The sequence below is a fragment of the Pseudonocardia sp. Cha107L01 genome (assembly GCF_052566575.1).
Genome location: NZ_CP199579.1, coordinates 4562241 through 4574412, shown reverse-complemented (window position 1 = coordinate 4574412; position 12172 = coordinate 4562241). Strand labels below are relative to the sequence as shown.

Sequence of the window (12172 nt, the reverse complement as noted above, 5' to 3'; positions counted from 1 at the left end):
TTCGCAGGGCATAGGTGGCCCGTCGCGATCACCCGTCGCCATGATCCACACCACCCCCCGCGGTGACGTCCGATTACCGGTGACCGGCCGTGCCACCTCAACGGTCCTGTCCAGGCCTAGATCTTTAGAGCAGGGCGCGGACGCGGTGCAGGCGGTCCAGCCACCACCGGGTGCGTTCCGGGTCCGGGTGGGCGTAGCGCTCCAGCAGCGCCGGGTCAGGCACCGGCACGCGGGTGGGCACCGGGAGGTAGCCGTCCACCACGCGGGGCGAGTCCGCGATCAGGTCGCCGGTCAGCAGCGACAGCGTGCCCAGCCCGCAGGCCAGCTCGAGGTTCGGCAGCGCACCGGCCAGCGCCAGCTGCGCGGCCAGCCCGACCCCGGTCTCCAGCGCTGAGGAGACCACGCACGGCAGGCCGGCCTCGTCGGCCACCCGCAGCGCCCGCCGCACCCCGCCGAGCGGAGTGCACTTGATCACAGCGATGTCGGCGGCGCCGGCCAGTGCGACCCGGGTCGGGTCCTCGGCACGGCGGATCGACTCGTCGGCGGCGACCGGTACGCCCACCTGCCGGCGCACGGCCGCCAGCTCGGCGATCTCGGCGCACGGCTGCTCGACGTACTGCAGGCCGCCGGCGGCCCGGTCCAGCGCCGCGATGTGGCGCACCGCCGTCGGCACGTCCCACACCGCGTTCGCGTCCACCCGGATCGCCCCGCCGGGGCCGAGCGCGGCACGCACCGCCGCCACCCTGGCCAGGTCCTCGGCCAGCGAGTCGGCGTGGTCGGCGACCTTGACCTTCGCGGTGGCGCAGCCGGACTCCTCGACGATCCGGCGGGCCCGCTCCGGGTCGACCGCGGGCACCGTGACGTTCACCGGTATCCGGTCGCGCAACGGCGCCGGCCAGCCCAGGGCGGCCTGCTCGACGGCGGTGGCCAGCCAGCCGGCCGCCTCGACGTCGTCGTACTCGGCGAACGGGCAGAACTCACCCCACCCGGCCGGGCCGGGGAACACCACGCCCTCACGCAGCAGGATCCCCCGGAACCGGGTCTTCAACGGGATCGCGTACACCCGCGCCGCACCGAAGTCGAGCAGCTCGGCCGCCGTCCGCAGCCGGGCCGCGTTGTGGTCAACCTCAGCCTGGTCAGGCAATGCACCGGTCATGATCGGTTCAGCCTACCCGGGTAAGCACCTACCCCCAGGTCGCGCGGGCGACCCCGGTACGCAACCATCTCCGCATGCGCGTCATGATCGCCGGCTCCTCTGGCCTCATCGGCACCAGCCTGGTCCCGCACCTGAGGCACAACGGCCACGAGGTACTCCGGCTGGTGCGCCGGGAGCCCAGGGCGCCCGACGAGCGCGGCTGGGACCCACCGGCCGGCACGCTGCAGGACGGCGCACTGGCCGGGGTCGACGCCGTGATCAACCTGTGCGGGGTCGGGATCGGCGACCGCCGCTGGAGTGGCGCCCGCAAGCAGGCCATCAAGGACAGCCGGGTGGAGCCGACCGAGGTACTGGCCGCCGCGGCGGCGGCGCACCAGGTACCCACCCTGATCAACGCGTCCGGGATCAACTACTACGGCGACACCGGCGACCGCCAGGTGGACGAGACCGCGCCGGTGGGCACCGGTTTCCTGGCCGAGGTGTGCGAGGACTGGGAGGCCGCGACCGCCGCCGCGCAGTCGACCAGCCGGGTCGTGCGGCTGCGCACCGGGGCGGTGCTCTCCCCCTCCGGTGGCATCCTGGGCCGGCTCCGCCCGCTGTTCCGGCTGATGCTCGGCGGCCGGATCGGCACCGGGCGCCAGTACCTGCCGTGGATCTCCCTGGACGACGAGGTGGGCGCGATCGCGTTCCTGCTGGAGCACACCGAGGTGCGCGGGCCGGTCAACCTGGTCGGGCCGGAGCCGGTGACGAACGCGCAGTTCACCGAGGCGCTGGGCCGCACGCTGGGCCGGCCGACGCCGTTCCCGGTGCCGGCCGTCGCGCTCAAGGCGGTGATGGGTGAGGCCGCCGACGAGCTGGTGCTGACCGGCCCCCGCGCGGTGCCCGCCGTACTGGAGAACAACGGGTACCAGTTCCGGCACGCCACCGTGATCGAGGCGCTGGCCTCCGCCACCAGCCTCTGACCAGCCTCTGATCAGCGCGGCCGGCGGGAGGTCGCCAGGAGATCGGCGCGGCCGCGGCGGCCGGCGTACCGTGATCCGGGTGACCGTCGCCGTGTCCTGCCGCGCCCACACCGAACCGATCACCCCGCTGCGGCGAGGTCTCATCGACTACCGGGCCGCCTGGGACGAGCAACGCTCCCATGCCGCCGCCCGCGCCGACGGCACCGGTCCCGACGTGCTGATGCTGCTCGAGCACCCCTCGGTGTACACCGCCGGGCGGCGCACCCGGGACCACGAGAAGCCCACCGACGGCACGCCGGTGGTCGACGTCGACCGCGGCGGCAAGATCACCTGGCACGGGCCGGGACAGCTGGTCGGCTACCCGATCATCGGCCTCGCCGACCCGATCGACGTGGTCGACTACGTGCGCCGGCTGGAGGAGGCCCTGATCGCGGTGTGCGCCCGGCTGGGCGTGTCCGGCGGGCGGGTGGACGGGCGCACCGGGGTGTGGCTGCCGGCGGCCGGGGGCCGCCCGGAGCGCAAGGTCGCCGCGATCGGGGTGCGGGTGCAGCGCGGGGTCACCCTGCACGGCTTCTCGCTGAACTGCGATCCGGACCTGACCGAGTTCGACCGGATCGTGCCGTGCGGCATCACCGACGCGGGGGTCACCTCGCTGACCGCCGAGCTGGGCCGCCCGGTCCGGGTGGCCGAGGTGATCGACCAGGTCACGGCGGCGGTGCTCGACGCGCTGGACGGGGTGCTCCCGGTCAGCCAGCACGTCCTCGCCCCGGCACCCGGGAACACCGCCGCCGGCCTGGCCCTGCACCTGCACCCCGCCCTGCGCTGAGGGTCCAGGACCCTCCTACCGCACCTGGGGCTGGATCTCGGCGGCGATCAGCTCGATCTGGTCGAGGTCGGCCAGGTCCAGCAGCTGCAGGTACATGCGGCTGATTCCGGTGCGCTCACGCCAGGTGCCGATCAGGTCGACGATCTCCGCCGGGGTGCCGGCGGCGCCCTTCTCGCGCAGCTGCGCGAGCGGCTGGCCGGTCGCGGCGGCCCGCTGGGAGATCTCGGCGTCGTTGCGGCCGACCGCCACCGTCAGCGCGGCGGAGCGGCGGAGGTCCTTCGGGTCCCTGCCGATCTCCGCGCACGCCGCGTCCACCCGGTCGAACTGCGCCGCGGCCGCGTCGACCCCGGCGAACGGGGTGTTGAACTCGTCGGCGAACCGGGCCGCCAGCGCCGGGGTGCGCTTGGCCCCCATGCCGCCGATCAGCAGCGGCGGGCTCGGCTGCTGCACCGGCTTCGGCAGCGCCGGCGAGTCGGTCAGCTGGTAGTGCTTGCCGGCGAAGTTGTACAGCTCCCCCGGCAGCGTCCGCCACAGCCCGGTGACGATCTCCACCTGCTCCGCGTAGCGCTCGAACCGCTCCGCGAGGGAGGGGAACGGGATGCCGTAGGCCGTGTGCTCCTCGGCGTACCAGCCGCTGCCGAGGCCGAGCTCGACCCGACCGCCGGACATCTGGTCCACCTGGGCGACCGCGATCGCCAGCGGGCCGGGCAGCCGGAAGGTGCCGGCGGTGACCAGGGTGCCGAGCCGGATGGTGCTGGTGTCCCTGGCCAGGCCGGCCAGGGTGATCCAGGCGTCGGTGGGGCCGGGCTCGCCGGACACCTCGCCCATCTTCAGATAGTGGTCGGAGCGGAAGAAGGCGTCGTAGCCGGCGTCCTCGGCGCAGCGCGCGACACGGAGTAGGTCGTCATAGCTGGCCCCTTGCTGGGGCTCGGTGAAGATCCTGAGGTCCACGCTTCCTCAGCCTACTGACCGCGTCCCGGCGAGCAACCGGGCGACTTCTCAGGCGCTCGGCCGCAGCCCGGCGAGCAACCGGGCGATCACCGTTTCGAACTCGGCCCGCACCCGCTGCGGGTCCTCGGCGATACTCATCGCGGTCGCGGCCCCGGCGAGCGCGCCGGACAGCGTGCGGGCCAGCGGGTCGATCGGCAGCCGCTCGATCTGGCCGGCGTCCATCAGCTTGGCCAGGACGGCGCCGATCATCCCGAGCGAGTAGCGCTCCTCGCACTCCCACCAGGCCCCGAAGCCCATCACGTGCGGCCCTTCCTGCCAGACCACCCGCCGGTAGGTCGGCTCCAGACAGATGTCCAGGAACGCCCGCAGCCCCGCCCTCGCCGCCTCCCAGGGCTCCCCGTCGTGTTCCTTCGCGGCAGTCACCAACCGCACGTGCACCTGCTGCTCGATCGCGTCGAACGCGGCCGCGAACAGCGCTTTCTTCCCACCGGGGAAGTGGTGGTAGAGCGCACCCTTGGTCACCCTCGCAGCCGAGGCGATCGCATCCAGTGACGTCTCGGCGTAGCCGTTCTCCGCGAACATCTCCAGGGCGCTGGTCACCAGGGCGGCACGGGTGGTCTCGGAGTACTCCTCGCGGCGGGAGCGCCGAGCCATCGGGCGCCGCGACTTCGTCGTCGACATGATGCGGATCATATTACGTACCGCCGGTACGTACCGATGGTATGTTAGTGACATCCGGTACGGGTCCCCTCGAATCCGAGAGAACCGGCCGGACCGAAGAGTTCGAAGGGGGTAAGAACCATGACCTTCACCAAGGCGGGCACCAGCTACGCGGAGCTCAACGCGGTCCTCGATCAGGCCCGGCGCCCTTCCGCACACCCGGCCCCGGTCACGGACGCCCAGCTACTCGGTCTGCAGCACCGCTGGGCCACCGCGCTCTCCGCGCGGTTGGACGAAGCCATCGAGTTCACCCAGCTCGGGCAGGAGGTGCAGGCGGTCGCCGGCGCGTGGCGGACGCTGGCCACCGACCTCGACACCCTGCGCGGAGTGCTCGACGCGCACGAGGCCGACTCACCCGAGCTGACGCGCTCGCTGCGCGTCGAGTACCGGATGCTGGCCATGGCGGCCGGCCTCGCCGGTCTCCAGACGCCCGTCGACGAGGCCGCCCGGGTGGGCCGCGAGTTCCGCGAGCTCATCCGGACCGACCACGTCGAGCGCACCCCTGAGCTGGCACGCGCCAGCTGAGCGCGTCGTTGCCGAGCTCCACGCGAGGCAGGTGGGCAGGCCGCCCGGCCGGCCGCCGCGGAGCTCGGCAACACCGGCGGGGGTATCGGCCGGCGCGTAGAGTGGCCACGTGACCACGACGCCTGCCGGAGTGAATTCAGAGGGACGCAAGCTGCTTCGGCTCGAGGTCCGCAACGCGGAGACGCCGATCGAGTCCAAGCCGCCGTGGATCCGCACCAGGGCCCGGATGGGACCCCAGTTCACCGAGCTGAAGGCCCTGGTCCGCACCGGCGGTCTGCACACCGTGTGCGAAGAGGCCGGCTGCCCCAACATCTACGAGTGCTGGGAAGACCGCGAGGCCACCTTCCTCATCGGCGGCGAGCAGTGCACCCGCCGGTGTGACTTCTGCCAGATCGACACCGGCAAGCCCGACCCGCTGGACCGCGACGAGCCGCGCCGGGTCGCCGAGTCGGTGCGGACGATGGGGCTGCGCTACTCCACGATCACCGGGGTGGCCCGCGACGACCTGCCGGACGGCGGCGCCTGGCTCTACGCCGAGACCGTCAACCAGATCCACGCCTTGAACCCCGGCACCGGCGTCGAGCTGCTGATCCCGGACTTCAACTCCATCGACGAGCAGCTCCGCGAGGTGTTCGCGTCCCGCCCGCAGGTGCTCGCGCACAACCTGGAGACGGTGCCGCGGATCTTCAAGCGGATCCGTCCCGCCTTCCGGTACCAGCGCTCGCTGGACGTGCTCAGCAAGGCCCGCGCGGCCGGCCTGGTCACCAAGTCCAACCTGATCCTGGGCATGGGCGAGACACCGGCCGAGGTCACCGCCGCGCTGCGCGACCTGCACGAGGCCGGTTGCGAGATCATCACGATCACCCAGTACCTGCGGCCCTCCAAGCGGCACCACCCGGTGGAGCGCTGGGTCAAGCCCGAGGAGTTCGTGGCGCACGCCGCCGACGCGGAGCAGATCGGCTTCTCCGGTGTCATGGCCGGTCCGCTGGTCCGCTCCTCCTACCGGGCCGGTCGGCTCTACGCCCAGGCGCTGCGCCACCGGGGCCTGGAACTGCCCGAGGCACTGGCTCATCTGGCCGCTGAAGGGCCCGCCGCGCAAGAAGCGGGTTCCCTGCTCGCCCGCTGATCTTGCCGCGGCCTTATCCTGGGCAGATGGCCGCCCAGTCCTCATCGTCAAAAGCGAAAGCGAAGCCGGACAAGGCCGCGCGCGCGGAAGCAAAACGCGTCAAGCGCGCCGAGTCCAAGCAGCGCCGCAAGCAGATCTGGCAAGCGTTCAACATGCAGCGCAAGCAGGACAAGCTGCTGATCCCGCTCATGGTCGGGGCGATCGTGCTGTGCACGGTGGTGGTCTTCGGGATCGGCATGATCTTCCACATGCAGTGGGCGGTGCTGCCGCTCGGTGTCGCGCTCGGCGTGCTGGCCGCGATCTTCCTGTTCGGCCGCCGGATGCAGAAGACCGTGTACGGACAGGCCGACGGCCAGCCCGGCGCGGCCGGCTGGGCGCTGGACCAGATGCGCGGCCAGTGGCGGGTCACCCAGGGCATCGCCGGCACCACCCAGCTCGACGCGGTGCACCGGGTCATCGGCCGGGCCGGCGTGGTGCTGGTCGCCGAGGGCGCCCCGCACCGCACCAAGAACCTGCTCGCCCAGGAGAAGAAGCGCACCGCCCGACTGATCGGCACCATCCCGATCTACGACATCGTGGTCGGCAACGAGGAGGGCCAGGTCCCGCTGCGCAAGCTGCAGACCCACCTGGCCAAGCTCCCGCGCAACATCACCGCCAAGCAGATGGACGTCGTCGAGGGCCGGCTGACCGCCCTGGGCTCCCGCGCCGCGGCGATGCCCAAGGGCCCGCTGCCGCCAGGGGCGAAGATGCGCAGCGTGCAGCGCTCGGTGCGCCGCCGCTGACCTCACCGCACTGACTTCACCCGGGCGGACGGGCGGGTCTGGCCGCGCAGGCCTGACCGCACAGGTCCTGACCGCACAGGGCTGGCGGGCACAGGGCTGGCCGCACAGGGCTGACCGGTGCCCCGCCGCGTACCCAGCTGACCACGGCACACACCGCGACGTCGCCGCACACAAATCCCAACTAGGGTGCGGCGACACGGCGCTATGTGCCGGCCGAGGGCGGCAGCTGCACCAGGCGCCGGCCCGGGTTCAGCGGGAGCGCAGCACGACCACGCCGGCGGCCCGGTCGTGGAAACCGCGCCGGTCGGCGTTGGTCACCACCGCGGGCACCACGAAGAACAACAGCACCGTGCGCACCAGCGCGCGCGGGATCCCGACAAATGCCCGGCCGTCCAACCGGGCCACCCGAAGACCGAGCAGCGTCATGCCGGGCGTCATGCCGAACGCCGCCGTCGGCACCACGGTGAGCACCACCCAGGCCAGCACGCTCCAGTTCTCCGGCAACCTCGGCGCGGTGAACAGGCTCGCCACCAGCGAGCTCAGCAGCAGGTCCAGCACGAAGGCGGCGACCCGCCGCCCGTAGCCGGCCACCGACCCCGCTCCCTCTGCCGGCAGGCCGAGTCGTTCGCCCGGAAAACGCACTGCTCCATCCGCCGGATCGGCACTGCTCTGCCCGGCCGATCCCGCAATCCACGATCCGGTCCATCTCGTCACAGGATCCACCCTAGGCTGTTCCCCGAACGGTACGGTGATCACGATTATCCGCCCGCCCGTTAACGTGCGCGAAACGCGCGAGTGATGGGCGGGCAACACGGCGGACATAGTTTCGCCCCAGTTGAGACCGGCGAGGACACACCGAGGACACACCTCTGCCCGCCGCCGGCCCACCATTCGAGCCGAGTTCAAGGGAGCCACCGAGAGTGTTCAGCAACTCCGACGAGGTTCTGCGGTTCATCTCCGATGAGGAGGTGGAGTACGTCGACATCAGGTTCTGCGACCTGCCCGGCGTCATGCAGCACCTGACCGTCCCCGCATCAGCCGTCGACCAGGACTTCCTGGACGAGGGCATCGCCTTCGACGGGTCCTCGGTCCGGGGCTTCCAGGCCATCAACGAGTCGGACATGGCGCTGTTCCCCGACCCCGCCACCGCCCGGGTCGACCCGTTCCGCAAGCACAAGACGCTCAACATGAACTTCTTCGTGCACGACCCGGTGACCGGTGAGCGCTACAGCCGCGACCCCCGCAACGTCGCCCGCAAGGCCGAGGAGTACCTCGCGGCCTCCGGGGTGGCCGACACCTGCTTCTTCGGCGCGGAGGCGGAGTTCTACATCTTCGACTCCGTGAAGTTCGGGTCCGACCCGCACCAGCAGTACCACCACATCGACTCCGTCGAGGGCTGGTGGAACACCGGGCGCGACGAGGTCGGCGGCAACCTCGGCTACAAGGTCAACTACAAGGGCGGCTACTTCCCGGTGCCCCCGGTCGACCACTACGCCGACCTGCGCGACGACATGGTCAGCAACATGATCGCCTCCGGCTTCACCGTCGAGCGCGGCCACCACGAGGTGGGCACCGCCGGCCAGGCCGAGATCAACTACAAGTTCAACACGCTGCTGCACGCGGCCGACGACCTCATGCTGTTCAAGTACCTGATCAAGAACACCGCGTGGGGCGCCGGCAAGACCGTCACGTTCATGCCGAAGCCGCTCTTCGGTGACAACGGGTCGGGCATGCACGCCCACCAGTCGCTGTGGAAGGACGGCGCACCGCTGTTCCACGACGAGTCCGGCTACGGCGGGCTGTCCGACATGGCGCGGCACTACATCGGCGGCCTGCTGCACCACGCGCCGAGCCTGCTGGCCTTCACCAACCCGACGGTGAACTCCTACCACCGCCTGGTGCCCGGCTTCGAGGCCCCGGTGAACCTGGTCTACTCGGCGCGGAACCGGTCGGCCTGTATCCGGATCCCGCTCACCGGCAACAACCCGAAGGCCAAGCGGCTGGAGTTCCGCTGCCCGGACTCGTCCGGCAACCCGTACCTGGCGTTCGCCGCGATGATGATGGCCGGGCTGGACGGCATCAAGAACAAGATGGAGCCGCCGGCCCCGATCGACAAGGACCTCTACGAGCTGCCGCCCGAGGAGGCCAAGGACATCCCGCAGGTCCCGGCCAGCCTGGAGGCGGTCATCGACCGGCTCGAGGAGGACCACGACTACCTGCTCGAGGGTGGCGTGTTCACCCCCGACCTGATCGAGACCTGGATCAGCCTCAAGCGCGACAACGAGATCGACCCGCTGCGGCTGCGCCCGCACCCGTACGAGTTCTCGTTGTACTACGACGTCTGATCGGATGAGCGGCCGGAACTGCGAGTAGTGCGTTCCGGAGCCGCGTGATCAGGCTCTCACCGGCCGAAAGGCCGCGTCGGCCCGGCGCCCCACCTCGGTGGGACGCCGGGCCGCCGTGCGTCCGGGCCAGCCGCCTCAACCGGCGGACATGTCCATGTGCAGGACCTCCCAGACGTGCCCGTCCGGGTCTTCGAAGCTGTGCCCGTACATCGGCCCCTGCTCCAGCACCGGCTTCCACGGCTTGCCGCCGTGCGCCAGCGCCGCCGCGACCAGCTGGTCGACCTCCGCCCGGCTCTCGGCGGACAGGCACAGCAGCACCTCCGAGGACTGGTGCGCGTCGCTGATCTCACCGTTGATGAAGTCCTTGAACCGGTCCTCGACCAGCAGCATCACGTAGATCGTCTCGGAGACCACGATGCAGGCGGCCTGGTCGTCGCTGAACTGCTCGTTGATGGAGAAGCCAAGGCCGGTATAGAAGGCCTTCGAGTCGGCCAGGTCGTTCACCGGCAGGTTGACGAAGATCATGCGGTTCATCGCGGAGGTCCCTTTCCTCGGTTGTCCCGGGCCCCGCTGGGGCCGCCGGGCGCGGCGGTTGGGCCGCACACAGCGAGGTAGACCCGAAAAGCCGGCTGAACTCGTCGGGGGGAGGCGATAACTTGCACCGGTGACTCCCACGGTTACTGCCCCGGTTACTGCCACGGCTACTGCAGCCACGACCGACGAGACCTTCCTGGCCCTGGTGGAGCCGTTGCGCCGGGAGCTCACCGTGCACTGCTACCGGATGCTCGGCTCGGTGCACGAGGCCGAGGACCTGGTCCAGGAGACCTACCTCCGTGCCTGGCGGGCGTACCACGGGTTCGAGCAGCGCTCGTCGCTCCGCACCTGGATGTACCGGATCGCCACCAACGTGTGCCTCACCGCGCTGGAGCGCAACCAGCGCCGCCCGCTGCCCACCGGCCTCGGCCAGCCGAACGCCGACCCCCACGGCAGTCTGGTGGAGCGCCCGGAGCTGCCCTGGCTGGAGCCACTCCCGGACGCGATGGTCTGGGGCACCTCCGATCCTGACCCGTCCGAGGCGGCGGTGACGAAGGACAGCGTGCGGCTCGCCTTCGTGGCAGCGCTGCACCACCTGACGGCCCAGCAGCGCGCGGTGGTCATCCTGCGGGATGTGCTCGACTGGCGGGCCAGCGAGGTTGCCGCCGCGCTGGAGATCTCGGTCGCCGCGGTGAACAGCACGCTGCAGCGCGCCCGCGCCCAGCTCGAGAAGCAGCGCGGCAGCGAGCACACCGTGCTGCCCGACGGCGACGAGCGCGCCAAGGACCTGCTGGACCGGTACCTGAGTGCGTTCGAGCGGTACGACGTGCCGCGCATCGTCGCGCTGCTCACCGAGGACGCGGTGTGGGAGATGCCGCCGTTCACCGGCTGGTACCTCGGGCGGGCGGACATCAGCACCCTGATCGGCGAGCGGTGCCCGGCCAAGGAGGGCGACGACATGCGGTTCCTGCGCACGTCGGCCAACGGCCAGCCGGTGCTCGCGGTGTACATGCGCGGTGAGGACGGCGTGCACCGGGCCTTCCAGCTGCAGCAGCTCACCCTCACCGAGGGCGGCGTCTCGCACGTGGCCTGCTACTTCGACACCGCACTGTTCGAGACGTTCGGCCTGCCGGAGGTGCTGATCTAGCGCTAGGTCGGGATGCCGGCGCGGCGGGCCAGCTGGAGGAGTACGTCGCCCAGCAGCCACCAGCCGCCCAGCGCCACCGCGCCGAGCCCGACCACGGTGAACAGCCCCACCCACAGCCACGGCGGCAGCCCGGTGAGCCGCGCCAGCTGGTCGGCGTCGGAGTCCAGCGGGTAGTCCCGGCGGCGTACCTGCCGGCGGCGACCCTGGCCGAGCTCGCGGTCCGCCCGCAGCCCACCGAACAGCAGGAACCAGGCGAGCACGGCACAGAACGCGAGCTGCACCACCGGCGAGCCGTACCAGGCCACCACGCCGACCAGGCCGCCCGTGACCAGCACGGCCACCCCACCGAACCAGTTCCGCACGTAGATCAAGGTGGCCAGCAGCAGCGCCACGCCCAGCCACAGCAGCGGGCGCGTCCAGCCCACCGTGACCAGGCCGGCCGCACCGAGGCCGAGCAGGGACGGCGCGAGGTAACCGGCCAGCGCGGTCAGCACCATGCCCGGCCCGGTGGTGCGCCCCACCGACACGGTCACCCCGGAGGTGTCCGAGTGCAGTCGGATGCCGGCCAGCCGCCGGCCGGTGAGCACCGCGATCATCGCGTGTCCGCCCTCGTGGGCGATGGTGACCACGGTGCGGGCGATCCGCCACAGGCCGCCGTGGCCGACCACCAGCAGTGCCACCGCGGGGGCTAGCAGCGGGACGAGTTGCTCGGGGACGAGTTGCTCCGGCACGCGCTACCCGGACCGGCGAGCGGCGTCGGACGACATGGCTCCAGTCTGCCAGCACGCCGACCGCGCCCGGCCGGGCCCGCCCCGGCACCGGAGCCCGGTGCCACCGCCTCAGTCGAGGCTCGCCTCGAGCTCGTAGGCGTCCTCACCGAGCCACACCCGCAGGCCCTCGCCGTCATCGGTGATGTACCCCTCCTCCTCCTCGCCGAGCTCGCGCGCCGCGTCGAGGGCCCGCTCGCTGAACGAGATCCGACCGCCACCAAGATCCATCGGGCGGTACTCCGAGGCGAGGAACGCGGTCCGGCTCTGGTGGGCGAGAAAGGTGGCGTTCTGTTCGCCCACCTCGGCGACATAGCTGCGCGTGGCCATC

The 12172-nt window shown here is 71.5% G+C and carries 14 protein-coding genes; 7 read left to right on the top strand and 7 right to left on the bottom strand.

Features of this window, described 5'->3' with window-relative positions; translation table 11 throughout:
• Nucleotides 1–124: 124 nt before the first annotated feature.
• Nucleotides 125–1156, bottom strand: coding sequence for an o-succinylbenzoate synthase (locus ACTXG6_RS21555; protein WP_445189599.1), 1032 nt, complete (start codon nt 1154–1156; stop codon nt 125–127).
• A gap of 74 nt (nt 1157–1230) precedes the next feature.
• On the opposite strand from ACTXG6_RS21555, the gene ACTXG6_RS21550 reads away from it, so the two are divergent.
• Together ACTXG6_RS21550 and lipB are read left to right on the top strand one after the other, a co-directional pair.
• Nucleotides 1231–2118 (top strand): TIGR01777 family oxidoreductase, encoded by an 888-nt coding sequence (locus ACTXG6_RS21550; RefSeq protein WP_445189598.1) that lies wholly within the window; start codon nt 1231–1233, stop codon nt 2116–2118.
• A 79-nt stretch (nt 2119–2197) separates the two neighbouring features.
• Nucleotides 2198–2944 (top strand): lipoyl(octanoyl) transferase LipB, encoded by a 747-nt coding sequence (lipB, locus tag ACTXG6_RS21545; RefSeq protein WP_445189597.1) that lies wholly within the window; start codon nt 2198–2200, stop codon nt 2942–2944.
• A 15-nt stretch (nt 2945–2959) separates the two neighbouring features.
• Here lipB and ACTXG6_RS21540 read toward each other — a convergent pair whose 3' ends face one another.
• Nucleotides 2960–3895 carry an LLM class F420-dependent oxidoreductase gene (locus tag ACTXG6_RS21540; RefSeq protein WP_445189596.1) on the bottom strand — a complete coding sequence of 312 codons (936 nt, stop codon included), beginning with the start codon at nt 3893–3895 and terminating at the stop codon, nt 2960–2962.
• Between the two features lie 48 nt (nt 3896–3943).
• The gene (locus tag ACTXG6_RS21535) at nt 3944–4588 is read right to left on the bottom strand and encodes a TetR/AcrR family transcriptional regulator (RefSeq protein WP_445189595.1); all 645 of its coding nucleotides are present in this window, start codon (nt 4586–4588) and stop codon (nt 3944–3946) included.
• A gap of 108 nt (nt 4589–4696) precedes the next feature.
• Between ACTXG6_RS21535 and ACTXG6_RS21530 the strand changes: the two genes are divergently transcribed.
• From ACTXG6_RS21530 to ACTXG6_RS21520, 3 genes are all read left to right on the top strand, one after another.
• Nucleotides 4697–5140 carry a hypothetical protein gene (locus tag ACTXG6_RS21530; protein WP_445189594.1) on the top strand — a complete coding sequence of 148 codons (444 nt, stop codon included), beginning with the start codon at nt 4697–4699 and terminating at the stop codon, nt 5138–5140.
• Nucleotides 5141–5270: 130 nt separating this feature from the next.
• Nucleotides 5271–6266, top strand: a complete 996-nt coding sequence (lipA, locus tag ACTXG6_RS21525; protein ID WP_445190069.1) for a lipoyl synthase — start codon at nt 5271–5273, stop codon at nt 6264–6266.
• A 26-nt stretch (nt 6267–6292) separates the two neighbouring features.
• A complete protein-coding gene (locus ACTXG6_RS21520) occupies nt 6293–7048 on the top strand; it encodes a DUF4191 domain-containing protein (protein ID WP_445189593.1) in 756 nt (251 codons plus the stop codon).
• A 249-nt stretch (nt 7049–7297) separates the two neighbouring features.
• Here ACTXG6_RS21520 and ACTXG6_RS21515 read toward each other — a convergent pair whose 3' ends face one another.
• Nucleotides 7298–7690 (bottom strand): RDD family protein, encoded by a 393-nt coding sequence (locus ACTXG6_RS21515; RefSeq protein ID WP_445189592.1) that lies wholly within the window; start codon nt 7688–7690, stop codon nt 7298–7300.
• A gap of 278 nt (nt 7691–7968) precedes the next feature.
• On the opposite strand from ACTXG6_RS21515, the gene glnA reads away from it, so the two are divergent.
• On the top strand, nt 7969–9393 hold the full coding sequence (glnA, locus tag ACTXG6_RS21510) for a type I glutamate--ammonia ligase (RefSeq protein WP_445189591.1): 1425 nt from the start codon (nt 7969–7971) through the stop codon (nt 9391–9393).
• A 135-nt stretch (nt 9394–9528) separates the two neighbouring features.
• On the opposite strand, the gene ACTXG6_RS21505 is transcribed toward glnA, so the two are convergent.
• The gene (locus ACTXG6_RS21505; protein ID WP_445189590.1) at nt 9529–9927 is read right to left on the bottom strand and encodes a VOC family protein; all 399 of its coding nucleotides are present in this window, start codon (nt 9925–9927) and stop codon (nt 9529–9531) included.
• A 130-nt stretch (nt 9928–10057) separates the two neighbouring features.
• Here ACTXG6_RS21505 and ACTXG6_RS21500 point away from each other — a divergent pair, with 130 nt between their 5' ends.
• Entirely contained in the window at nt 10058–11074 is a 1017-nt protein-coding gene (locus tag ACTXG6_RS21500; protein ID WP_445189589.1) for a sigma-70 family RNA polymerase sigma factor, read from the top strand.
• Nucleotides 11075–11076: 2 nt separating this feature from the next.
• Here the strand turns inward: ACTXG6_RS21500 and ACTXG6_RS21495 are convergent, their stop codons facing one another.
• Nucleotides 11077–11805, bottom strand: a complete 729-nt coding sequence (locus ACTXG6_RS21495) for a M50 family metallopeptidase (protein ID WP_445189588.1) — start codon at nt 11803–11805, stop codon at nt 11077–11079.
• 108 nt (nt 11806–11913) lie between these two features.
• A complete protein-coding gene (locus ACTXG6_RS21490) occupies nt 11914–12171 on the bottom strand; it encodes a hypothetical protein (RefSeq protein WP_445189587.1) in 258 nt (85 codons plus the stop codon).
• Between the last annotated feature and the right edge of the window lies 1 nt (nt 12172).